Below are 21,417 nucleotides of genomic sequence, written 5' to 3' on the forward strand. Positions count from 1 at the left end.
ACGATGCTTCTGCGCCCTCTTCTCGCCGCCCTGCTCGCTTCCGCGCCATTGCCGGTCCTCGCCGCGAGCGAGCGCCCGCTGGCCGAGGGCTGGCACTTCCTCAAGGCCGACGCCGCCGGGGCCGAGGCGCCCGCCTTCGACGACCGCGCATGGCAGACCGTCTCTGTCCCCCACACCTACAACGCGAGCGATTCCGGCATCGGCGGCGCCAAGGCGCGCGGCGAGCCCGAGGGCGTCTACTATCGCGGCCCCGCCTGGTATCGCCTGAACTTCGAGGCCCGGCCCACACCCGGCAAGCGCACGCTGCTGGAGTTCGCGGGCGTTTCGCTCAAGGCCGAAGTCTGGCTCAACGGCAAGCGACTGGGCGCGCACAAGGGCGGCTACGGCGCCTTCCGCCTCGACGCGACCGGGGCCCTGCGCGACGGCGCCAACGTGCTGGCAGTGCGCGTAGACAACGCGCGAGACACCACGATCGCGCCGCTTAACGGCGATTTCAACGTCTTCGGCGGCCTCGCCCGCCCGGTCACGCTGATCGAGAGCGACGCGCTGGCCTTCGACCGGCTCGACCATGCAGGGCCGGGCCTTGCCGTGCGCACCACCGCGCTGAAGGGCCGCGAGGCGACCGTCGGCCTCACCGTCCTGCTGCGCAACGACCGCACCGCGCCCGCGCGCTTCACCCTGAACAGCCGTGTGCTCGACGCGGGCGGCAAAGTGGTAGCTAAAGCCTCGCGCGCGGTGGCACTGGGCGCCGGCGCCCGGCAGAGCCTTGACCAGTCCCTGGCCATGCACAGTGCGCGGCTGTGGCAGGGCATCAAGGCCCCCTACCTCTACCGCGTCGTCACCGAAATTACCGAGGGCGGCAACGTCATCGACAGCCAGAGCGGCCCGCTGGGGGTCCGCACGGTCGCGGTGAAGCCGGACGGCACGTTCCTGCTCAACGGCGCGCCTTATCCCTTGCGCGGGGTGAACCTGCAACTGCCCACCCGCTTCGGGCGCGGCCCGGTGGTGACTTCGGCCGAGATCGACGAGGATCTGAACCTCTTCGCCGAGATGGGCGCGACAGGCCTGCGGCTCGCGCATATGCAACATCCGCAGCGGGTATACGAACGTGCCGACGAGCTGGGCCTGCTGGTGCTGACCGAAGTGCCGCTGATCGACGACCACGATCCTTCCGACGCCTTCCGCGAGAACCTCGTACAGCAGATGCGCGAGCTGATCGCGCAGACCGGCAACCATCCGTCCGTGGCGCTGTGGGGCATCGGCAACGAGATCCGCAAGTCGGACGCAGCCTCCAACCGCATCCTCGCCGAACTGCAGGCGACCGCCAAGACGCTCGATCCCATGCGGCCGACGACATACGCACACTGCTGCCTCGCGGACGACGATCCCATCGCGCAGCACAGCGACACGGTGTCGTACAACCGCTATTTCGGGTGGTACTGGACGCAGGCGGAAGACATCGGGCCATGGGCCGACGAACTCCACGCCAAACTGCCCGGCCGTCCCATCGGCGTCAGCGAATACGGCGCCGGGGCCAGCGTGCTGCATCAGGAAGACCCGGTGCTCAAGCGCCCGGAATCGAACGGCTACTGGCACCCCGAGCAGTGGCAGACCGACTTCCACGTCAAGCACTGGCGCGAAATGAAGAAGCGGCCGTTCCTGTGGTCGACTTTCGTATGGGTGGGGATCGACTTTCCCTCGTTCAAGCGCAACGAGGGCGACCGCCCCGCGATCAACGACAAGGGCCTCGTCACCGAGGACCGCAAGGTGCGCAAGGACGCCTGGTACTGGTATCAGGCCAACTGGTCGGACACGCCGATGCTGCACCTCGCCAGCCGCCGCGACCTGCACAAGCGGACGCAGCGGGTGACGGCGCAGGCCTTCACCAACCAGAGCGAGGTGGAGATGCGCCTCAACGGCGGCGCCTGGACGAAAGTGCCGGTGACGGACCACATCGCGGCGTGGCCGCTGGACCTCGCGCCGGGTGCGAACCGGGTGGAGGCGCGGTCGGGGGCGCTGGCGGATACGGTGGAGTGGCGCTGGGATACGCGGCCTTAGGACGCCCCCGCCCTTCGTCATTGCGAGCGCAGCGAAGCAATCCAGGGCGGTTTACGCACGCCCTGGATTGCTTCGCTGCGCTCGCAATGACGAAGAGGGTTTGAGTCCAACTTGGTCCCGGATCAGGTCCGGGACGACGAATCACGCCGCCGTGAAGCGATACTCCCCCGACCCCACTTCCACGACCACGCGGTCCCCCCGCTGCACCCCGGAAACCGGCCGCCCGCCCTCGCGAACGGCATCCACCGAGCGAGCAGGCAAACATACCTCGGCGCGCGAATTGGCGGGCACCACGATCCGCGCCTCGAACCGCGCGTCGGATCGCTCCGGCGCATAAGTCCAGTCCGTCACGATGCGCCCCAGCACGCTGTCATAGCTCGCTCCGCCGCGCGGCAGGCGCGGGTCCAGCACCGGGTCGAAGCGCCACTTGAGGAAGCCCGCATCCAGCGGGTCGATCCCGGCGATACGGCGGAACACAAAGCCCGTAACCGCGCCCAGCGCATAATGGTTGTACGAATTCATCGAGGCATCAGCCATGTCGGCGTTCCAGCGCTCCCAGATCGTCGTCGCGCCCTTCGCGATCATATAGCCCCACGACGGAAACGCGGTGCGCAACAGCAGGTCGTAGACCAGCGCATGCTCGCGCTGATCGGCCAGCGCGTCGAGGCTGAAGGGGGTGCCGAGGAAGCCCGTGGACAGCAGCGTGCCGCGCCGCCGGATGTCGGCCACCAGTCTCGCCGTCGCCGCCGCGCGCAAGGCTTCCGGCACCAGCCCGAAACGCAGCGCAAGGATGTAGCCGCACTGCGAACCGTTGCCCACGCTGCCGTCCGGCCTAACGAATGCTGCACCGAATGCTGCAGCAATGTCCTTCGACAACTGCGCGTGGCGCTCCGCCTCGGGCTGGCGCTTCGAGCCTTTGGCCATGTCCGCCATGGCGTCCGCCGAGCGCTTCCACATGGCGGTGGCGATCAGATCCTTGGGCGTCGTCTCGTCGCCCGGTTCCTTCGCGTCGAGCGCCACCCAGTCGCCGTAGTCGTAGCCGCGCAAGGTCCGCCAGACCTTGTCGGGATTGTTCTGCGCGATGAACGTCATGTAGCGCGTCATCGCCGACCAGTTGCGATCGACGATCGCGGTGTCGCCATAGCGCTGCCACACCGTCCACGGCAGGATCACCCCCGCATCCGCCCAGCCCGGCGAGGCGCCGAGCAACTGGTCCTGCCAGCCCGAGGGCGCATAGTCAGGGAATTCCCCGCGCGGCCCCTGCGCATCGCGCATGTCGCCCATGAAGCGGCGGGTGAAGGGGCCGACGTCCATGGTGAAGGCCGCCGCGTCCCAGAACACGTTGGCGTCGCCGGTCCAGCCCAGCCGCTCGTCGCGCTGGGGGCAGTCGGTGGGGACACCGAAGAAGTTGGAGCGCTGGCTCCAGCGGCTGTTCTGCCACAGGCCCTGGATGATCCGGTTCCCGATCAGCGGGCGGCCGGTTTCAGGCAAGGCGCTGGAGACGACGATCCCGGCGATCTCCTCCTCCGTCGGCGCGCGGCCGAGGCCGCTGACCTCGACATAGCGGAAGCCGAAGTAGGTGAAATGCGGCTGATAAGTCTCGCCCGCCGGATCGCCGCGCAGGGTGTAGAGACAGGCACAGCGCGCCGATCGCAAGTTGGCCTGATCGATCGCGCCATCGGCCCCGAGGATCTCCGCGAACTTGAGCGAGACCTGCTGCCCCGCCCGGCCACTGGTCTTCAGCTCCACCCAGCCCGCGAAATTCTGCCCGAAGTCGACGACGTGCCGGTCCCCGCCTGGGCTGGTGATCGACTTCGCCGCCATCCGCTCGATCGGCCTGAGCGGCGGTCCGACATGGGAGACGAGTGCACAGGGCGGTGTCCTGCCGATGCGCGCGGGCACCCAGCCCGCACCCCGGAAACCCGCCTGCGACCAGCCCGGCTGTTCGAGCCGCGCATCGTAGTCCTCGCCGTAGTAGATCTCGGCCTGCGTCACCGGGCTTTCGGGGCGCAGTTGCCAGTCCTTGTCCGTCGTCACGATGGAGCGAGTGCCGTCGGTGTGCTCCACCTCCAGCTGCGCGAAGAGGCGCAGCGGCGGGTCGCCGAAGGCATAGCGACCGGCGGGGGCGTGATAGCTGCCGTACCATCCCTCGCCCAGCATCGCGCCGATGGCGTTGGCGCCCGGGCGCAGCAGCGCGGTAACGTCATAGGTGCGGTAGAGCGCGGTGAACCGGAAGTCGCTGCTTTCGGGTGCGAGGCACACGTCGCTGATCCGCTGCCCGTTGATCTCGGCCACGTAGGCACCCAGCGCGGTCATGCGCAGGCGCGCCTGCCGCACCGGCTTACCCAGCCTGAACTCGCGGCGCAGCATGTACGCGCCGCTGCGCGGAAAACCCTGCGGCTGCTGGGCCGAGCGGGCGGCCTTGTCCCAGCGGCTGTCGTCGAAGCCGACCGTCGACCAGCCCTCGCCCGCATGAAGCGCGGTGCGCATGCCTTCGCTGGTGATGCGGCGCGCGGGGCTGCGGATCATGGCGGTGGCGGCGATCTCGTGGATCTTCGGGCCGTTGAAGCCGCGCGGGTTCTCCACCCGGAAGCCGAGGACGTGGCGGCCTGCCGCAAGCTGGCGCGTGGTCGCCTCCACCGGGTCGATGCCGAAGCGCTTGAAGCCCAGCGGCACCTGCACCTGCTCCCCGTCGAGCCAGAGCGTGGACTTGAAGTTGGCCCCGGTGAACAGCGTCACCTCCCCTGCTCTGTCGAGGTCGAAGACCATGCGGAAGAAGCGCGGGCTGTCGTCCGCAGTGCGGTCCCCGCGCATCCAGACGAGCCCGGCGGCGCGGTCGGCGCGTTCGAGGTCTGTCTGCGCCTCGATCCACTGCGCCTGCCAGTCCGCATTGTCGAGCAGGCCCATCTCGAAGCTGGCAACCGGGCTGGCGGCGCGCGTGCCCGCATCGTCGCGCACCAGCACGCGCCAGTAGACCTTCTGGCGCGACTTCAGCGGCGCGCCGAGCCAGCCCATGTCCATGCTGCGCCGGGTGAGCACTTCGCCCGCGTGCCACAAGTCCGGCGTGCCCGCTTCCAGCAGCGCGCGGGTGGAGGCGGCCTGCACTTCGCAGCGGACCTGCTCCACCCCGCGCCGCCCGCTCTCCAGCCGCCACGACAGGCGCACGTCCTGCATGTCGAGGCCGATGGGATCGACCAGCCCCTCGGCGCGCAGATCGACGATGCGCAAGGCCGCCGCATCCTGTGCAAGTGCGCCATGCAGCGGCACACCTACGGTTGCCCCCAGCGCACCCGCGCCCTTGAGCAGCGCGCGGCGGTCGAGGCCCATCACTTGCGCACCCCCGCGCTGTCGATCACCGCCTGCGCCGCTGCGGGCCAGTTGCGATCGGGGACCAGCGTGTTGTCCTTCGCGGTGTTGCCGATCTCTTCCAGCCAGCGGCCGCCGGTGGTGTTGACGGTGTGCCAGTTGCCGTTCGCCACGTTGTCGGTGGAGATGCGCCGCTTGTACATCGCGCCCGCCGTGTTGATGTTCAGCCACTTGCCCCCGGTCTCGACGACGTTGCCGGTGACGCGGAAGTGCTTCGATCCCTCGTCCAGATAGATCGCGATCTTGTTGCCGATGTCGAAGATGTGGTTGCCCCGGATCACCGCACCGGGATTGGCAGAGAGGTTGTAGATCGCCCCGCCGTCCATGAACCAGGTCTTCACGCCGTGGATGCGGTTGCCCTCGATCACGGTGTCGCGCAGCGTGGTGGGCGTGGTGAACCTGGTGTTGTGGACGTAGCCCTTCGCGTTCTCGTCGTAGTTCGGGTTGCCGCCCGCGTCGTTGTAGCCCCAGCCCCAGCCCACCGCGATGCCGTCGTAAGGCGCGTCGGTGATGTCGTTGTGGGCGATGCGCGCGCCGGAGATGTAGGTCGTCAGGATCGCGGCATTGTCGCGGTAGTCCTGCGAAACGGTAGCGACGGTGTTGTCCTCGATCGCGAGGTCGCGGTTCACGAGGTTCGCGTTCTCCGGATGGTGCGCCTCGATCCGCACGCCGCCCGCCATGATCGCGCTGCCCGAAAGCACGGCGAAGCGGTTATGCGTCACCCGCACCCCCTGCGTCGCCAGCCCCACGCCCGAAAGGTTGGCGTTGGCGTCGTTGCCGATGCCCAGCGCCACCTGCCCCAGCTGCGAGAAGGTATTGCCCGCGAAAGTCACGTCGCGCGCGGCGGCCACCTGCACGGCGGCGGGCATCTGGTGCCACTTCTGGCGCATCGATTCGAACTCGGCGCAGCCCCAGCCGCAGCTCTTCCACGCGTCCGCCGGGCGGATCGGCGAGGTCTCGTAGAGGAATGCGCCGCTCTGCTGGTTGGCGTAGCCGGTCGGGCGCGAAGGGCCGAGCCAGCTGGTGTGCGAGAAGCGCAGCCCCTCGAACCGCAGGTGCTCCACCGGGGCCTCGGGCGTGCCGGCGATGGAGACGAGCGCCTCCAGCCGGGGCACCACGACCTCGCGGCCTGCGATGTCCTCGTCCAGCCCGATGCGCAGGTAGAGCTTGCCCGCCTGCGGGTCGATCGCCCACTGGTAGGGGCGCGAATGCCAGTCGTTCGCCTTGCCGATGAACTCCGGCGCGCCGACGAGGAACAGGCGGCTGTCGTCCGGGAAGATCGGCTTCGATATCGTGTCGTAGCCCCAGGTGTTGTTGTCCCAGGCGGGCTGCTGCATCGTGACCTTGCTTCCCGCGATCCCCTTCACCGGAGAGACACGGTCGGTGAAGAAGCCGGTCGCCTCCAGTTCCACCCGGTCGGGCCGCGCCAGCGTGGAGAGCCAGTCCAGCTTCGGGTTCACCACCGTGAAGCCGGTCGCATCGAAGGTCACGTCGGCGGCGCGCAGTTCCACCCAGGGCCGCTCGCCCAAGGTGCCGTCGACCCAGAGCTGGCGGCTGTCGAGGCCCTTGGGAACGTCCGCCACGAACACACGCCGCTCCGCGTCATAGGGCTTGAAACCCGTCACCGTCATCCCGCCGGAGATCACCGGATGCGCGCCTGCCGCTGCCTTCCACGTCACGCTGTGGCCGCCCTGCCCGCCATCGGCGCGGCGGAACGCCAGCGGCGCGTCGAGCCGGTACGTGCCCTCGCCCAGCAGGACCGTCACGTCGGCCCCTGCATTGCTGCGTCTCACCAGCGCTTGCGCACGGGTAAGCGAGCGCACGGGCCGCGCCTCGGTGCCGGGGTTGCGATCGTCACCTGCGGGGGAGACGTGGACCTCGACGGCCCGCTCCTGCGCCATCGCCGGCAGGGCGCTGACGCTCGCGGCCAGAACGGCCAGATGGCGCGCGATGCGGCGGGCCTTGTTCATGTCACTCTCCCTGTCGTTCTTTCAGCGTCGTTTTTTCAGCTCGTCCAGCCACCGTCGATGACGTGGATCGCGCCGGTGGTGAAGGCGGACTCGTCGCATGCGAGGTAGACCGCCAGCGCCGCCAGTTCCGCCGCGCTGCCGAAGCGGCCCATCGGCTGCCTTGCGGTGAAATCGGCATAGGCCCGCTCGAAGTCGCCGGTGTCGTGCAGGCGCTGGATCAGCGAGGGCGTCTCCACCGTGCCGGGGCAGATCGCATTGCAGCGCACGCCCTGCGTCACGAAGTCCACCGCGACCGACTTGGTCAGGCCGATCACCGCAGCCTTGGTCGTCGAATAGGCGAAGCGATTGGGCACCGCCTTCACGCTGGAGGCGACCGAGGACATGTTGATGATCGATCCGCCGCCGCGCGCGATCATGTTCGGCAGCACCGCGCGGATCATGCGGTACTGCGCGGTGACGTTGAGCGCGCTGGAAAAATCCAGCGCCTCCTCGTCGCAGTCGAGGATCGTGCCCGCATGGACGAAGCCCGCGCAGTTGAACAGCACGTCGATCTCGGGATGCGCGGCAGCGATCGCCCTGATCGCTGCAGGGTCGGTCACGTCGAGCACCCGCGTTTCGGCTCCGGCGAAGTCCGCCAGCACGTCATAGCGGATGTCGGTCGCGATCACCCGCGCGCCTTCGCGCAGGAACGCTTCCGCGCTGGCCCGGCCGATGCCCTGCCCGGCCGCCGTGACCAGCGCGGTCTTGCCCGCCAAACGCCCCATGCCCTCTCTCCATCATTACATAATACGTATGATGATTTAAGCGCATGGTGCGCGCGGTGTCAATCGGCGGAGACGAACTCCTGCCGCTGGCTACCGAGTTTCTCGATGCCGAGCGTCACCACGTCGCCGCTTTTCAGATACCAGGGCTCCGGCTTCTGGCCGAGGCCGACGCCCGGCGGCGTGCCGGTGGTGATGACGTCGCCCGGCAGCAGGCGCATGAACCGGCTGAGGTAGGAGACGATCTGCGCCACGGTGAAGATCATCGTCGCGGAACTGCCGTCCTGTACCCGCTTGCCGTTGACCTCCAGCCACATCGCCAGCGCCTGCGGATCGCCCACTTCGTCGGCCGTCACCAGCCACGGGCCGATCGGGCCGAAGCCGGGGAAGCCCTTGCCCTTGTCCCAGGTGGCGCCGCGTTCCTGCTGCCACTCGCGCTCCGACACGTCGTTGATGACGCAGTAGCCCGCGACGTGATCGAGCGCGGCGGCCTCGTCCACCTGATAGGCCTCGGTGCCGATGATGACGCCCAGTTCCACTTCCCAGTCGGTCTTGCGCGAGCCGGGCGGGACGGGGACGGGATCGTTCGGTCCCTGGATGCAGCTGACCCACTTGTTGAAGACCACCGGCTCCTCGGGGATCGGCAGGTTCGATTCGGCGGCGTGGTCGGCATAGTTGAGGCCGATCGCCACGAACTGCCGCGTGCCCCCGACGCAGGGGCCATAGCGCACCGCCCCGTCGATCAGCGGCAGCGAGGCCGGATCGATCGCGGCAAGGCGCGCCAGCCCCTCGGCGCCGATCGCATCGGGTCCGATGTCGGCGACATGGCCGGAAAGGTCGCGGATGCCGCCCTCGGCATCGATCATCGCGGGGCGCTCTTGGCCGGCTTCCCCAACGCGGCACAGTTTCATTCGGAACTTCCTTTCTGCATCATCCCAACGCGGCATGGACAGCCGCATGTCATGTTGTATGATGTAGTATGTTTAGCTCCGATGCAAGGCCGCAAGGTGCGCCGATGGATTTGCGCGTCCTCGATTCCCATCAGCATTTCTGGCGCGTGGATGCGCCGGAATGCGCCTGGCCGAATGCCGATTGGCCCCTGCTCCATCGCGACTTCCTGCCGCCCGATCTCGCTGCGGAAACGGCGGGCATCATGCTGGCTGGCACCATCCTCGTCCAGTCGCAGCCCGACGATCGCGACACCGACTGGCTCCTCGCTCTCGCCGCGACCGAGCGGAGGGTACTGGGCGTTGTCGCCTGGGCCGCGCTCGACACGGCGGACGCACCCGCGCGCGTCGCCAAACTCGGGCGCGAGCCCAAGTGCCGGGGCCTGCGCCCGATGCTGCAGGGAATCGCCGACAGCGAGTGGATCCTGAGCGACGCCGTCGCGCCCGCCATCACCGCGATGGTCGCGCATGGCCTGCGCTTCGACGCACTGGTGGAGCCGCGCCACCTGCCCGCCCTCGCCAGCTTCGCGCGGCGCTGGCCGGCGCTGCCCATCGTCATCGACCATGCCGGAAAGCCCGACGCAGCAAACGGCGCCCTCGATCCCTGGCGCGACGATCTTGCGGCCCTGGCCCAGTTGCCGAACGTATGGTGCAAACTCTCGGGCCTGCGGACGCAGCAGGCGCCGGGGCAGGAGGCCACCGCGCTGGCGCCTTACGCAGCGCATGTGCTGGCCTGCTTCGGACCACGCACGATGTGGGGCTCCGACTGGCCGGTTTTGCGCCACATGGGCGACAGTTATGCCGACTGGCTGCGCGACACGCTAATGCTCGTCGGCGCATTCGACGACGATACCGATCTCCCCCGCCTGTTCGAAGGCGCGGCCCGCGAATTCTACGGACTGGAGCACCCATGACCCCTCTTTTCGCCGGAACGCTGGGCTTCGGCTCGGCCGCCATCGGCAACCTCTATCGCCCCGTCACCGACGCCGAGGCCTTCGCCGTGATCGAAGCCGCCTGGGCTGCAGGGCTGCGCTACTTCGACACCGCGCCTCACTACGGCTTCGGCCTCAGCGAAAAGCGTCTGGGAGAAGCACTGGCGGCGCTCGACCCGGCAAGCGAGGCCGTGATCTCGACCAAGATCGGCCGAAAACTCGATCCCGCCCCCGACGCCGATCTTTCCGCTGCCCGGCAGGGCTTCGTCTCCCCCGAGCCGTTCGAGAGCGTGTTCGACTACGGCTACGACGCGGTCATGCGCTCGTACGAAGCCAGCCTGAAGCGCCTGCGCCGCAACCGCATCGACATACTGCTGGCACACGACATCGGCCGTTATGCCCACGGGGACGCACACGAGGATCGGATGCGCGAATTCCTCGGCGGCGGCCTGCGCGCGATGCAGGAATTGCGAACGAGCGGCGCGGTCCGCGCGATCGGGCTGGGCGTCAACGAAACGGCGGTGTGCGAGGAGGTGCTGGGCCACGCCGACCTCGACGTGATCCTGCTGGCAGGCCGCTACACCTTGCTGGAACAAGCGCCGCTCGACGGACTGTTCCCGCTCTGCGCGCGGCGCGGCGTGCAAGTGGTCGCCGGTGCGCCGTTCAATTCGGGCATTCTCGCGCGCGGGGTGCGGCATCATGCGCCCGCCCAGTACGAATACGGAGCGCCCCCGCCGAACGTGGTCGCACAGGTCGGGCTGATCGAGGACCTCTGCGCGCAACATGGCATACCGCTTGCCGCCGCGGCGTTGCAATTCCCCGTCCGGCATCCGGTGGTCGAGGCGGTGATCCCGGGCATCGCCTCTCCCGACGAACTGGCAAGCGCCGTAACCCTCGCCGCCACACCGATCCCCGAAACGTTCTGGAAGGCACTCGCCGCCACGCTGATCGACAAGCGGGCCGCTTAGTACGCCATCCATCATCCACCAGGACGTCGCTTCCAGTCACATCATCGACGCTGTAGAGGATCGGGCAAATCCGATCACCGTAAGCGCCCTCGGGTCAGGAGCGGCCTGGATTTTCGGGACGGAGCGACAATACCGCGCGGATACGAGGCAACACGGAATCAGCGAAATATTATAATAATCGCGTGATCAGCATGTCTGAGATCAACGCATCATATTCCCCATAGTGCTACAACTGCGGAGAAGGCTATGGCCAGCAGCAGAACTGCGACAATGGGGCCTGCAGCCCGCGGATGGCGCCACGCCAGGATTTCGTATTGTCGGATTTGTTGCAGATGCTGATCATCTGTCATCAAATTGGTGAACTGAGCGGGAGATATATCGGCAAAAAGTTTATCCAGTTCGTGAAACTGGTCGAGGGTGAGTTGGCTCTTTTGCCGTAGAATATCGCGGGCCCGGCGAAATGACGGCCCCTTGCGCTCAGAAAAATCAGCGACGGCATCGCTCGTCGCAGCGTTATCAGCATGGAGTACACCCATCATTCGAGCCTCCTGCAGGTCTTTCGTTACAACAAGATGCGGTTTGACCTCGCCCGCTCAGGCGGTCGGGGGATAGGGATGATGACCGAAGACCCACTGCAGGCGGGGCGCGGCATTGTCCTCGACCAGCAGGACTTGCGCGTCGCGGCCCTGCATGCCGATCTGATGCGCGGCGTCGATGGCGCGGTTCAGCGCCGCCTTCTGACTGGCGAAGACATCGAGTGCAATTCCATGGAGCGTCACGGCCCATTCCAGACCGCGGCGGAAAACATGGAAATCGTTGCGGGACTGAGTCATCCTGGCGCCCTTTCTCATATTTTCGATCGGCATACCGATCCCTGGCATGGATCGGATGTCGATCTCGACAATTCTCAAGTTATTTAATTGAGAATATCTGTCAAGCCGTCATTGTTCCCTACCTTCCGGCTCCACGGCATTACCTTGCGCTCACCGTCGAAGCCGTCTGCCCGTAGAGAATGCGCTTTGCTTCTTCGCCTTGAGGGGCGTTGGCATCGGGGTTGATCTCGGCGACGAGCGCATAGGCGCGCGCCACCGCTTCGCGTTCGCCGATAGCCTCGAACCAGCGGCGCAGGTGGGGGAAGTCGTCGAGCGACTGCCCATGCCGCTGCCATGGCACGACCCACGGATAGCTGGCGATGTCGGCGATCGAATAGTCCGGCCCGGCGAGGTACTCCCGGTCGGCGAGGCGCTTGTTCAGGACGCCGTAGAGCCGGTTGGTCTCGTTGGTGTAGCGCTCGACCGCATAGGGAATCTGCTCGGGGGAGGCATGGCGGAAATGGTGGTTCTGCCCCGCCATCGGGCCGAGTCCGCCCATCTGCCAGAACACCCATTGCACCGCCTCGCTCCGGCCGCGCAGGTCCTGCGGGATCAGCCTGCCGGTCTTCTCCGCAAGGTAGAGCAGGATCGCACCGGATTCGAAGACCGACAGCGGCGGCCCGCGATCCGCGGGATCGTCGTCCACGATCGCGGGGATGCGGTTGTTCGGGGCGATGGACAGGAAATACGGCAGGAACTGCTCGCCCCGGCCGATGTCCACCGGGGTGATCTGGTAAGGAAGCCCCGTCTCCTCGAGGAAGATCGTGATCTTGTGACCGTTCGCGGTGGTCCAGTAATAGAGGTCGATCATGGCGGGGCTTTCTTCGCAGGCCGGCTTCAGGCCGGCTGGGGGACGAGGCGCAAGTAGGGCTTCTGTTCCGTCCAGCCGTCCGGGAACAGCGCCCTGGCCTCCGCTTCGCCCAGCGAGGGAACGATGATGACTTCACCGCCCTGCTGCCAGTCCGCCGGGGTCGCGACCTTGTGCCTGTCGGTCAGTTGCAGGCTGTCGATCGTGCGCAGGATCTCGGCGAAGTTGCGGCCGGTGGAGGCTGGATAGGTCAGCGTCAGGCGCAGCTTCTTCGCCGGGTCGATGACCAGCACGGTGCGCACCGTGGTCGTGTCCGAGGCATTGGGATGAATCAGGTCGAGCAGTGCGGACACCTTGCGGTCGTGGTCCGCGATAAGCGGGAAGTTGAGCGCCGTGCCTTGCGTCTCCGCGATGTCCTTCGACCATTCCTCATGGCTGTCGGCGCCGTCGACGGACAGGCCGATGACCTTCACCCCGCGCCGCTCGAACTCAGGCTTGAGGCGCGCGACGGTGCCCAGTTCAGTCGTGCAGACCGGGGTGAAGTCCTTCGGATGGGAGAACAGGACTACCCAGCTATCACCCGCCCAGTCGTAGAAGCCCAGCGACCCCTCGGTCGAATCCTGGGTGAAATCGGGCACGGTGTCGGAGAGCTTGAGAGACATCGGTGGAAACCTTTCGGAGCAGGCCGCGCGCGGGTGACGCAGAGGCCGACGGGATCGGGCTACGGCGCCTCGCGAGACATCCCGCGAGGCTGCGTGAGGAGAAGAGAGTGCGGTGCCTGACGCTGTCGTCCGGGCATCGGCGCGGTGAGGCGCGAAAGAACGGCGCCGCGCGCGGCCCGCCGTCGAGGCCTGGAAAAGCGGAGGTATCAGCTGTTCAGGCAAGCTCGAGACTATGCCCGGCAGGGTCCAAGTCAACGGCAAGATTTCTTTGCCTCCGCCCTAGCCGCGCTTGGCACGCCGCAGCTGTTCGTTTTTGACCATCCGGGCATCGCCCCACTGCTGCATTTTGAACGACCGCCGTGGCAACCGTTCGCCCGCATCCTCTCAACCCGCGCATACCGTGCGATCAGCGCAAACTGGCACGGCTCTTGATTAGGATGCCGCGAATGCGCGCAGCGCGCCAGCACAGGGGTGACCATGCCAGTTGAATTCGTCGGAGCACTTGCCGCCCAGAACCAGTTCCTTGGCCCGCCGAGCGGCGGCCAGAACATCGATCTCGACTTCCTGCGTGATCTGGCACGGGTGCACGAGAATGCCGGTTTCGACCGGGTGCTCATGCTGGCTGGCGGCGAATCGATCGTCGCCACCGGGTTCGCCGCCTCGGTCACCGAGCGGCTCGGCTTCATGATCCCGTTCCGGCCCGGCCCGCTCTCGCCGCTGCACGGTGCCAAGGCGCTCGCCGCGCTGGATCACGTAACCGAGGGCCGCATCCGGGTCCATGCCATCACCGGCATCACCGCCGAACCGGGCCTCGGCGATTTCCTCACCGACAAGGACGAACGCTACGCGCGCACCAGCGAATACCTCGACGTGCTGCGCCAGGCCTGGACCTCGGACGCGCCGTTCGACCATGACGGCAAGTACTACCAGCTCAGGAACGTCTACTCGCCGATCAAGCCGTATCAGCAGCCGCATCCGCCGGTGTCCTTCGGTGGATCGTCGGACGCGGCCTATCACGTCGCCGCGCGGCACTGCGATCTCTACGCGCTCTGGGCCGAGCCTCTGTCCGACGTCAAGGAACAGATCGGCAAGCTGAAGGCCGCCGCCGCCGCGATCGGCAAGCCCACCCCGCGCGTCAGCCTTTCGGCCCGCCTCATCATCGGCAAGACCGAGGCGCAGGCGTGGGAGAAGGCCCACGAAATCGCCGAGAAACTCGCCAGCAACCGCCGCAACGCCGCCCCCAACCCGCTGTTCCACGGCGTCCAGGGCACCGGCACCAAGCGCCTCCTCGCCGCTGCCGAGCGCGGCGATCGCCATGACAAGTGCCTGTGGTTCGGCACCGCCACCGCCGTCGGTGCGACCCACGATTCCACCTCGCTCGTCGGCACCCCCGACCAGATCGTGGAGGCGCTGCTCGACTACTACGACATCGGCGTCACCACCTTCCTCAATCGCGGCTACGAGCCGATCTACGATGCCGTGGACTACGGCCGCTACATCATCCCCGCCGTGCGCGAGGAAGTGCGCCGCCGCGAGGAAGCGGCTGCGAAGACCAGCGCTCCCGCCCTCCAGACCGCCTGACCGGAGCCTCAAGGGATGACCACGAAGCCCCCCCGGCTCGCCTCCGAGGCCGAAGCCATCGCCGCCGCGCACGCCGCCGCAGCGAAGATCGCCCTGCTCGCCCGCGATGCCTCGCTGAACGACAAGGTGCCGCATGAGGCCGCAGAGATCCTCTCCGCCTCGGGCGTAACCAGCATCTACGTACCCCGCGAGTTCGGCGGCCTCGGCGCCTCGATCGAGACGGTGGTGGAGACGGTGCGGATCATCTCGGCGGCGGACGGCGGGGTCGGGCAGATCCTGCAGATCCACAACGTGATGATCCGCGGCGTTTTCTCGCGCCCCGACGATGCGTTCCGCGCCCGGCTGGTGGCGGACATCTTCGCCGGCAAGCGCTTCGGCAACGCGCTGGCCGAAGGGAAAGGCAAGGGCAAGGGCGGTGGCACCCGGCTGACGCTGGACGAACAGGGCATCTGGCGTCTCAACGGCCGCAAGACCTTCGCCACCGGGTGTTACCTCGCCGAGTGGATCTCGATCTCCGCCACCAGCGACCAAGGCCCGGTCGGAGTGCTGCTCCACCGCGATGCGCCGGGGCTGACGCTGGAGGACGACTGGCATGCCTTTGGCCAGCAGCATTCGGTCAGCGGCAGCGTCCGCTTCGACAACATCGAGGTCGATCCCCGCTTCGCCCCCAAGGCTCAGGTGGGCGGCGGCGCGCCGGACTTCATGCCGCGCACCGGCCTGACCTGGCCGCAGATCCTCCACGCCGCGATCGACACCGGCATCGCGCGCGGCGCGCTCGAAGCGGCGACCGCCTACATCCGCGACAATATGCGGGCCTGGCCCGAATCCGGTCTGGCCCGCGCCGCCGACGAGCAGCACACGATCAAGCGGATCGGCGAATATGCCGTCGCCGTGCGCGCGGCGGAATCGGCGCTGCGGTATGCGGCGCGCACCTTCGACCGGTTCAAGGCCGATCCCGGCAACCGCGCGCTGGAGGACGAACTGATCCTCGCCACCGCCACCGCGCGCGCGCAGTCGGACGAAGCCTCGATCTTCATCGGCAGCGACCTGTTTGCGCTGACGGGGGCCAACTCCACGCTCGATCGCTGGAACCTGCAGCGCTTCTGGGCCGATGCGCGCGTGCATACCACGCACGATCCGATCCGCTGGCGCATCTATCACATCGGCAACTACTACCTGAACGGCGTCCCGCCCGACGAATACGGCCGCGCCGCAAGGCTGCGCCAGCAGGAGATCGCCATCGCGACGAACGCCGCAACCAAGGAGAACGCGCTGTGAGCACAGAGCCCGCCACCGACCTGCTCGACCGCGAGCCCCTGTTCGCCCCGCGCTTCGCCGACGAAGCCGCCGCCATCGCCGCCGCGCACGAAGCCGCCGCACTGATCGCGGCGATCTCCGCCGACCCGGCCGAGCGCAGCCGCATCCCTCACGAACAGAGCGCGATCCTCGAACGCTCGGGCGTGACCACCGTGGCGCTCTCCCCCGAGGAAGGCGGCATCGGCGCGTCGGTAGCCACGATCGTGGAGATCACGCGGATCATCTCAGCGGCGGACGGCGGCGTCGGCCAATTGGTGCAGATCCACAACATGATGCTGCGCGGCATCTTGCGCCGTCCCGACGACGCGCTGCGCCGCCGCGTGATCGCCGATATCGCCGCCGGCAAGCGCCTCGGCCATGCGGCGGCGGAAGTGGGCGGCAAGCACAAGTTCGATATCCGCACCAGCGCCGCGCGCAATGCGCAAGGGCAATGGGTGGTGAACGGCGCCAAGTTCTACGCCACCGGCAGCTACCTTGCCGAATGGATATCCTCGGGCGCGAAAACCGAAGACGGCCAGATCGGCTTCCTCGTCCACCGCGACACGCCGGGCCTGATCCTCGACGACGACTGGCATTCGTTCGGCCAGCGCCATTCGGTGAGCGGCGGCGTGCGCTTCGAGAACCTCGTGCTGGAGGACTGGCAGGTCAGCCTGCCCGGCGCCGGCGCCCCGCAGAAGCCCGAGCGCACCGGCCTCACCTGGGCACAGATCAACCACGCCGCGATCGATGCCGGCATCGCGCGCGGCGCGTTCGAGGCAGCGATCCACTACCTGGGCAACAACTCCAATGTCTGGATCGATGCCGAGGTGGAGCGCGCGGTGCAGGAACCGCTCATCATCAAGCGCATCGGCGACTATGCGGTGGCGCTGCGCGTGGCGGAATCGCTGCTGCGCGATGCGGCCGAACTCTACGATGCATACAACGCGAAAGGGCGCCCGAGCGACCTCGACGACGAACTCATCCTCGCCGTCGCCGCCGCGCGCGTGAAGACCGACGAGGCGGCGCTGCTGATCTCCAGCGACATGTTCTCGCTGCTGGGGGCCAGTTCCTCGTACCGCAAGTTCAACCTCGACCGCTTCTGGGCCGACGTTCGCGTTCACACCACGCATGATCCGGTCCGCTGGCGCCTGCATCACGTGGGCGACTACTACCTCAACGGAACGCCGCCGCACGAATACTCGGCCGCCGCGATCCGCCGCCCCGCCGAGGCGTGACCGCGAGCCCATGACCGACGCTTCCCTCGCTGCGAGCGCGCACCGCCCTTCGCCTCTCAAGGCCTATCCCCTGCTGCGCAGCCTTGCGCTCTACCGCACGATTCCCGTGCTGTTCGGCGTGACCTTCGCGCTGTTCACAGTGGTGCACCTCAGCCTTGCGCTGCAACAATGGCTGGTCGGGCGTGCGCTCGATGCGGTGAACTCGGGCAAGGCGGCCACTCGCCTCGCCGACGGCACGATCGACCTCACCGTCGCCGGGCACTGGGCGATCCTGCTCGTCAGCCTCGCCGCGACGCGAGGCGTGCTGCAGTACATCTCGGGCCTGTGCAGCATTCGGGCCAGCCAGTCGCTGCTCTCGACCCTGCGCGAGAAGATCCTCGTCAAGGTCCAGACGCTGCACCTCGGCTACCACTGGCAGCACGGCATGGGCGAGATGATAACCCGTACCACCCGCGATGCCGACAAGCTGCGCGACGCCCTCGTCGCATTCTGGCGCCAGACGGTGGAGACGGCGCTGGTCGTCACCGCCGCAATGGGGCTGCTGTTCTGGTACGACCGGGTGCTGGGCGCGGTGCCGTTTGCGCTGACGCTGCTGGGCTTCTGGATCTTCGTGCGCCAGACCGACACGCTGGTGGTGCTCGACCGCAACGTCAGCGATGCCTACGATCAGGTCAATCAGGATCTGGCCGAAGGCATCGGCGGGGTGCGCGTCATAAAGTCGTTCCGGCTGGAACAGGGTCGCATCCGCAAGTTCCGGGGCCACGTGGGCTTCTTCCTCGACCAGTCGCGCCATGCGCTGGCCTGGTGCAGTTCGCGCATTCCCATACCGCAGGCGGTGGTGGCGCTCGGCCATGTGTGGATCATGGTCTACGGCGCGCACCTCGTCGTCGCCGGAAAGCTGGGCGTGGGCGAACTGGTCTCCGCCCTGCTGATCGCGACGACGCTGGTGTTCCGCGTCGAGACGGTGGGCCGCGTGATGCGCATCTTCGCAGATGCCCGCGCCTCCGCCGCGCGCATCTGGGACTTGCTGGACGAACAACCCGAGATCCATTCGGGCACCGGCGTCCTCCCCGCAGGCGCGCTCGGCCTCAGGCTCGATGCGGTGCGCCTGCTCGCGCCGGGCGGGCAGACGCTGGTGCTGGATGCCTGCAACCTGACCGTCGAGCCCGGCGGCATCGTCGCGCTGGTGGGTGCGACAGGGTCGGGCAAAAGCTCGCTCGCCTCGCTCCTGCCGCGCCTTGCCGACGTCGATGGCGGGTCGGTGGCGGTCGGCTCCGACGCGGCTGGCTGGCACGACGCACGCGGCCTGCGCCTCGGCGAACTGCGCCGCCGCGTCCATGTCGTGCCGCAGGACATCTTCCTGTTTTCCGACACGCTGGCCGCCAACTTGCGCGCCGCCGCGCCCGATGCGGACGACGCCGTGCTGGTCGAAGCATTGCGCCTAGCCGGGGCGGAGGAAGTTCTGGCCCGCCTGCCCGACGGCCTCGAAACCCGTATCGGGGACCGGGGCGTCACCCTTTCCGGCGGCCAGCGCCAGCGCCTGTGCCTTGCCCGCGCGCTGCTAGCCGCGCCCGACATCCTCGTCCTCGACGATGCCACCAGCGCGCTCGACGCCGTCACCGAGCGCACCGTGCTGCGCAACATCCGGGGACTGCGCTCGCAGCACGGTGGGCGCATGACGGTGCTGCTCATCACCAGCAAGCTCTCGTCCGTGCTGCTTGCCGACCGCACCCTCGTGCTCGGCGCGGGGCGCATCGTCGCCAGCGGGGCGCACGAGGACCTCCTGCTCGATCCGCTCTACCGCGACCTTCTGGGAATCGACCGTGCCGCAGCCTGACAACAAGCGCGTCCTCAGCGACATCGAGATCGAGGAAATGCTGGCGCGTCATGCGCTGGACCGCAGCATGTTCCGCCGCCTGCTTCCCCTGCTCGGCCCGGTACGCGGGCAGGTGGCGGCGGTCATCGCGCTGGAGACGCTGCTGGTCGGCATCGTCTTTGTCCGGCCTTGGTTCATCGGCCAGTTGCTCGATCACGGACTGGTCGAGGGCGCGGCCGGGTGGACGCTGGACGAGCGGCTGCTGGCCTGGCTGGGCCTCGGCCTTGCCGTAACCTGGCTGGCGCGGTTCCTGTTCGCAGGCGTCTCCAGCTATCTGGCGGGCGCTGCCGCACTGCGCGTGCTGAACGACCTGCGCATCCGCATCTTCGAACATATCCAGGCGCTCAGCGTCGGCTACTTCGACCGTACCAAGGCAGGCCGCATCCTCTCGCGCGCCGACCGTGACGTCGATGCGCTGGAGGCGCTGCTGGTGCAGGGCCCGCCGGACATCCTCTCGGCCGTGCTGCGCTTCGCCGGGGCGGCGGTGATGCTGTGGCTGCTCTCGCCGCTGCTGCTCGGCGCGCTCGCCACCGTGGTGCCGTTCCTGATCCTCGGAACCTGGCTGTTCAAGCGGGTGTCGCAAAAAAGCTGGGCCGTCGTCGCAGAGAACCGCAGCCGCTTCACCTCGCACCTCGTCGAGACGGTGTCGGGCGTGCGGATGATCCAGCAACTGGTGCGCGAGGAGCCCAACCGGGCGCGCTACCGCGTGCTGCTCAAGGACTTCGACGGGGCGCTGGTGCGCGGCAACATGCGCTCGGGCTGGTTCGCGCCGCTCAGCGGCCTGCTCAACGCCGCGGGCATGGCGATGATCCTGCTGGTCGGCAGCTATGGTCTGGCGCAAGGTCAGCTGACCCTGGGCGAACTGGCGCAGAGCCTGTTCTACGTCATGCTCTTCCTCGGCCCGCTGCAGGATTTCAACGACCTGTTCGAACGCTACGCCTCCGGCTCCGCCTCGGCCCAGCGGGTGTTCCTGCTGCTGGATACCAGACCGGAGATCCTCGACGCCGAGGAGCCGGTGCCCGTCTTCGCGCTGCGCGGCGAGGTGGAGTTCCGGTCGGTCGGCTTCTCCTACGCGCCCGGCGTGCTGCCGCAAGTGCTGCACGACCTTTCGCTGCACATCCATGCGGGCGAAGTCGTCGCGGTGGTGGGCGCTACGGGGCACGGCAAGTCCACGCTGGTCCAGCTGCTCACCCGCTTCTACGAGGCGCAGAGCGGCGCGGTGCTGATCGACGGCATCGACGTGAAGCACATGCGCCAGTCGGACCTGCGACGGCAGGTGGGCGTGGTGCTGCAGGACAACGTGCTGTTCAGCGGCTCGGTGCTCGACAACTTGCGGCAGGCCCGTCCCGAGGCCGAGGACGAGGAACTGATCGAGGCCGCCCGCGCGCTCGATGCCGACGAAGTGCTGGGGCGCCTCTCGCAAGGCTACCACACACAAGTCGGGCCGCTGGGCGCGAACCTCAGCCACGGTCAGCGCCAATTGGTCTGCCTCGTGCGCGCCTACCTGACCGACCCGGCGGTACTGGTGCTGGACGAGGCGACCTCGGCGGTGGATGTCCATACCGAGCGGATGATCCAGCGCGCGCTGCGGCGGCTGTGCGAAGGGCGCACCGCGATCATCATCGCCCACCGCCTCGCCACCATCCGCGACGCCGACCGGATCGCGGTTATCCGCGAAGGGCAGGTGATCGAACTGGGCAGCCACGGCGAACTGACCGCGCTCGGCGGCGCTTATGCCGCGCTTTACGAGGCCTACGAACGCCAGAGCGGTGCCCTGCCCGAAGTCACGGTGGAGCGTCTGGTCGAGATCGGCGGGGCCGCCTGATACTTCCCACCACATCGTCATTGCGAGCGTAGCGAAGCAATCCGGGGCAGTTCAGCGGCGCCCTGGATTGCTTCGCTACGCTCGCAATGACGTCAGTAAATAAGCCGACTGCACTTTGAATACTCTGCTGACAAACCAGCATCACCTGCTGATCGCAACGCAGTTATATTTCCGGAATGCAACAAAGCCCCCGAAATCTCATCGAAAATTCATTTGGCCCGGTCTTTGCAAACCATGCTCCTGCGGGGGCAAACCGCGCA

Annotated in this window: 16 protein-coding genes; 9 read left to right on the plus strand and 7 right to left on the minus strand. The window is 67.7% G+C overall.

What is annotated here, in order from left to right:
• Positions 1 to 3: 3 nt before the first annotated feature.
• On the plus strand, positions 4 to 2,058 hold the full coding sequence (locus QRN25_RS13945; protein ID WP_285019947.1) for a glycoside hydrolase family 2 protein: 2,055 nt from the start codon (positions 4 to 6) through the stop codon (positions 2,056 to 2,058).
• A 141-nt stretch (positions 2,059 to 2,199) separates the two neighbouring features.
• On the opposite strand, the gene QRN25_RS13950 is transcribed toward QRN25_RS13945, so the two are convergent.
• From QRN25_RS13950 to QRN25_RS13965, 4 genes are read right to left on the minus strand one after another with little or no spacing between them, the layout of a single operon-like run.
• Complete coding sequence (locus QRN25_RS13950) at positions 2,200 to 5,385, minus strand: alpha-L-rhamnosidase (protein WP_285020032.1); 3,186 nt, start codon at positions 5,383 to 5,385, stop codon at positions 2,200 to 2,202.
• On the minus strand, positions 5,385 to 7,394 hold the full coding sequence (locus tag QRN25_RS13955; RefSeq protein ID WP_285019948.1) for a right-handed parallel beta-helix repeat-containing protein: 2,010 nt from the start codon (positions 7,392 to 7,394) through the stop codon (positions 5,385 to 5,387). Before QRN25_RS13955 ends, QRN25_RS13950 begins: the two co-directional genes overlap by 1 nt.
• A 35-nt stretch (positions 7,395 to 7,429) precedes the next feature.
• Positions 7,430 to 8,158, minus strand: a complete 729-nt coding sequence (locus QRN25_RS13960) for an SDR family oxidoreductase (protein WP_285019949.1) — start codon at positions 8,156 to 8,158, stop codon at positions 7,430 to 7,432.
• Between the two features lie 59 nt (positions 8,159 to 8,217).
• Positions 8,218 to 9,066 carry a fumarylacetoacetate hydrolase family protein gene (locus QRN25_RS13965; protein WP_285019950.1) on the minus strand — a complete coding sequence of 283 codons (849 nt, stop codon included), beginning with the start codon at positions 9,064 to 9,066 and terminating at the stop codon, positions 8,218 to 8,220.
• Between the two features lie 104 nt (positions 9,067 to 9,170).
• Between QRN25_RS13965 and QRN25_RS13970 the strand changes: the two genes are divergently transcribed.
• On the plus strand, positions 9,171 to 10,016 hold the full coding sequence (locus tag QRN25_RS13970; RefSeq protein ID WP_285019951.1) for an amidohydrolase family protein: 846 nt from the start codon (positions 9,171 to 9,173) through the stop codon (positions 10,014 to 10,016).
• Positions 10,013 to 11,002 carry an aldo/keto reductase gene (locus QRN25_RS13975; protein WP_285019952.1) on the plus strand — a complete coding sequence of 330 codons (990 nt, stop codon included), beginning with the start codon at positions 10,013 to 10,015 and terminating at the stop codon, positions 11,000 to 11,002. The genes QRN25_RS13970 and QRN25_RS13975 overlap by 4 nt, the downstream gene beginning before the upstream one ends.
• Positions 11,003 to 11,211: 209 nt before the next feature.
• Here QRN25_RS13975 and QRN25_RS13980 read toward each other — a convergent pair whose 3' ends face one another.
• Positions 11,212 to 11,541, minus strand: coding sequence for a hypothetical protein (locus QRN25_RS13980; RefSeq protein ID WP_285019953.1), 330 nt, complete (start codon positions 11,539 to 11,541; stop codon positions 11,212 to 11,214).
• 78 nt (positions 11,542 to 11,619) lie between these two features.
• Between QRN25_RS13980 and QRN25_RS13985 the strand changes: the two genes are divergently transcribed.
• Positions 11,620 to 11,922: a hypothetical protein gene (locus tag QRN25_RS13985; RefSeq protein WP_285019954.1), complete on the plus strand. Its 303-nt coding sequence runs from the start codon at positions 11,620 to 11,622 to the stop codon at positions 11,920 to 11,922.
• A gap of 52 nt (positions 11,923 to 11,974) precedes the next feature.
• On the opposite strand, the gene QRN25_RS13990 is transcribed toward QRN25_RS13985, so the two are convergent.
• Together QRN25_RS13990 and QRN25_RS13995 are read right to left on the minus strand one after the other, a co-directional pair.
• On the minus strand, positions 11,975 to 12,685 hold the full coding sequence (locus QRN25_RS13990) for a glutathione binding-like protein (protein WP_285019955.1): 711 nt from the start codon (positions 12,683 to 12,685) through the stop codon (positions 11,975 to 11,977).
• 26 nt (positions 12,686 to 12,711) lie between these two features.
• Positions 12,712 to 13,344, minus strand: a complete 633-nt coding sequence (locus QRN25_RS13995; protein ID WP_285019956.1) for a peroxiredoxin — start codon at positions 13,342 to 13,344, stop codon at positions 12,712 to 12,714.
• A 477-nt stretch (positions 13,345 to 13,821) separates the two neighbouring features.
• On the opposite strand from QRN25_RS13995, the gene QRN25_RS14000 reads away from it, so the two are divergent.
• Genes QRN25_RS14000 through QRN25_RS14020 form a run of 5 tightly spaced genes read left to right on the plus strand, consistent with a single transcriptional unit; the run spans position 13,822 to position 21,157 of the window.
• Complete coding sequence (locus QRN25_RS14000; RefSeq protein WP_285019957.1) at positions 13,822 to 14,925, plus strand: LLM class flavin-dependent oxidoreductase; 1,104 nt, start codon at positions 13,822 to 13,824, stop codon at positions 14,923 to 14,925.
• 15 nt (positions 14,926 to 14,940) lie between these two features.
• Positions 14,941 to 16,203 (plus strand): acyl-CoA dehydrogenase family protein, encoded by a 1,263-nt coding sequence (locus tag QRN25_RS14005; RefSeq protein ID WP_285019958.1) that lies wholly within the window; start codon positions 14,941 to 14,943, stop codon positions 16,201 to 16,203.
• The gene (locus QRN25_RS14010; protein ID WP_285019959.1) at positions 16,200 to 17,456 is read left to right on the plus strand and encodes an acyl-CoA dehydrogenase family protein; all 1,257 of its coding nucleotides are present in this window, start codon (positions 16,200 to 16,202) and stop codon (positions 17,454 to 17,456) included. Before QRN25_RS14005 ends, QRN25_RS14010 begins: the two co-directional genes overlap by 4 nt.
• A gap of 10 nt (positions 17,457 to 17,466) precedes the next feature.
• Complete coding sequence (locus tag QRN25_RS14015; RefSeq protein WP_285019960.1) at positions 17,467 to 19,293, plus strand: ABC transporter ATP-binding protein; 1,827 nt, start codon at positions 17,467 to 17,469, stop codon at positions 19,291 to 19,293.
• Positions 19,280 to 21,157 carry an ABC transporter ATP-binding protein gene (locus QRN25_RS14020; protein WP_285019961.1) on the plus strand — a complete coding sequence of 626 codons (1,878 nt, stop codon included), beginning with the start codon at positions 19,280 to 19,282 and terminating at the stop codon, positions 21,155 to 21,157. Before QRN25_RS14015 ends, QRN25_RS14020 begins: the two co-directional genes overlap by 14 nt.
• Positions 21,158 to 21,417: the final 260 nt, after the last annotated feature.

The organism is Novosphingobium sp. fls2-241-R2A-195 (genome assembly GCF_030209485.1).
Taxonomy (GTDB): domain Bacteria; phylum Pseudomonadota; class Alphaproteobacteria; order Sphingomonadales; family Sphingomonadaceae; genus Novosphingobium; species Novosphingobium resinovorum.

What these genes read in the sequence shown, in the direction of transcription:
- QRN25_RS13955 (WP_285019948.1), bottom strand. Translation starts at nt 7,394, where the DNA reads ATGAACAAGGCCCGCCGCATCGCGCGCCATCTGGCCGTTCTGGCCGCG.
- QRN25_RS14015 (WP_285019960.1), top strand. Translation starts at nt 17,467, where the DNA reads ATGACCGACGCTTCCCTCGCTGCGAGCGCGCACCGCCCTTCGCCTCTC.
- QRN25_RS13995 (WP_285019956.1), bottom strand. Translation starts at nt 13,344, where the DNA reads ATGTCTCTCAAGCTCTCCGACACCGTGCCCGATTTCACCCAGGATTCG.
- QRN25_RS14005 (WP_285019958.1), top strand. Translation starts at nt 14,941, where the DNA reads ATGACCACGAAGCCCCCCCGGCTCGCCTCCGAGGCCGAAGCCATCGCC.
- QRN25_RS13985 (WP_285019954.1), top strand. Translation starts at nt 11,620, where the DNA reads ATGACCGAAGACCCACTGCAGGCGGGGCGCGGCATTGTCCTCGACCAG.
- QRN25_RS13965 (WP_285019950.1), bottom strand. Translation starts at nt 9,066, where the DNA reads ATGAAACTGTGCCGCGTTGGGGAAGCCGGCCAAGAGCGCCCCGCGATG.
- QRN25_RS13990 (WP_285019955.1), bottom strand. Translation starts at nt 12,685, where the DNA reads ATGATCGACCTCTATTACTGGACCACCGCGAACGGTCACAAGATCACG.
- QRN25_RS13945 (WP_285019947.1), top strand. Translation starts at nt 4, where the DNA reads ATGCTTCTGCGCCCTCTTCTCGCCGCCCTGCTCGCTTCCGCGCCATTG.
- QRN25_RS13950 (WP_285020032.1), bottom strand. Translation starts at nt 5,385, where the DNA reads ATGGGCCTCGACCGCCGCGCGCTGCTCAAGGGCGCGGGTGCGCTGGGG.
- QRN25_RS13975 (WP_285019952.1), top strand. Translation starts at nt 10,013, where the DNA reads ATGACCCCTCTTTTCGCCGGAACGCTGGGCTTCGGCTCGGCCGCCATC.
- QRN25_RS13970 (WP_285019951.1), top strand. Translation starts at nt 9,171, where the DNA reads ATGGATTTGCGCGTCCTCGATTCCCATCAGCATTTCTGGCGCGTGGAT.
- QRN25_RS13960 (WP_285019949.1), bottom strand. Translation starts at nt 8,158, where the DNA reads ATGGGGCGTTTGGCGGGCAAGACCGCGCTGGTCACGGCGGCCGGGCAG.
- QRN25_RS13980 (WP_285019953.1), bottom strand. Translation starts at nt 11,541, where the DNA reads ATGATGGGTGTACTCCATGCTGATAACGCTGCGACGAGCGATGCCGTC.
- QRN25_RS14000 (WP_285019957.1), top strand. Translation starts at nt 13,822, where the DNA reads ATGCCAGTTGAATTCGTCGGAGCACTTGCCGCCCAGAACCAGTTCCTT.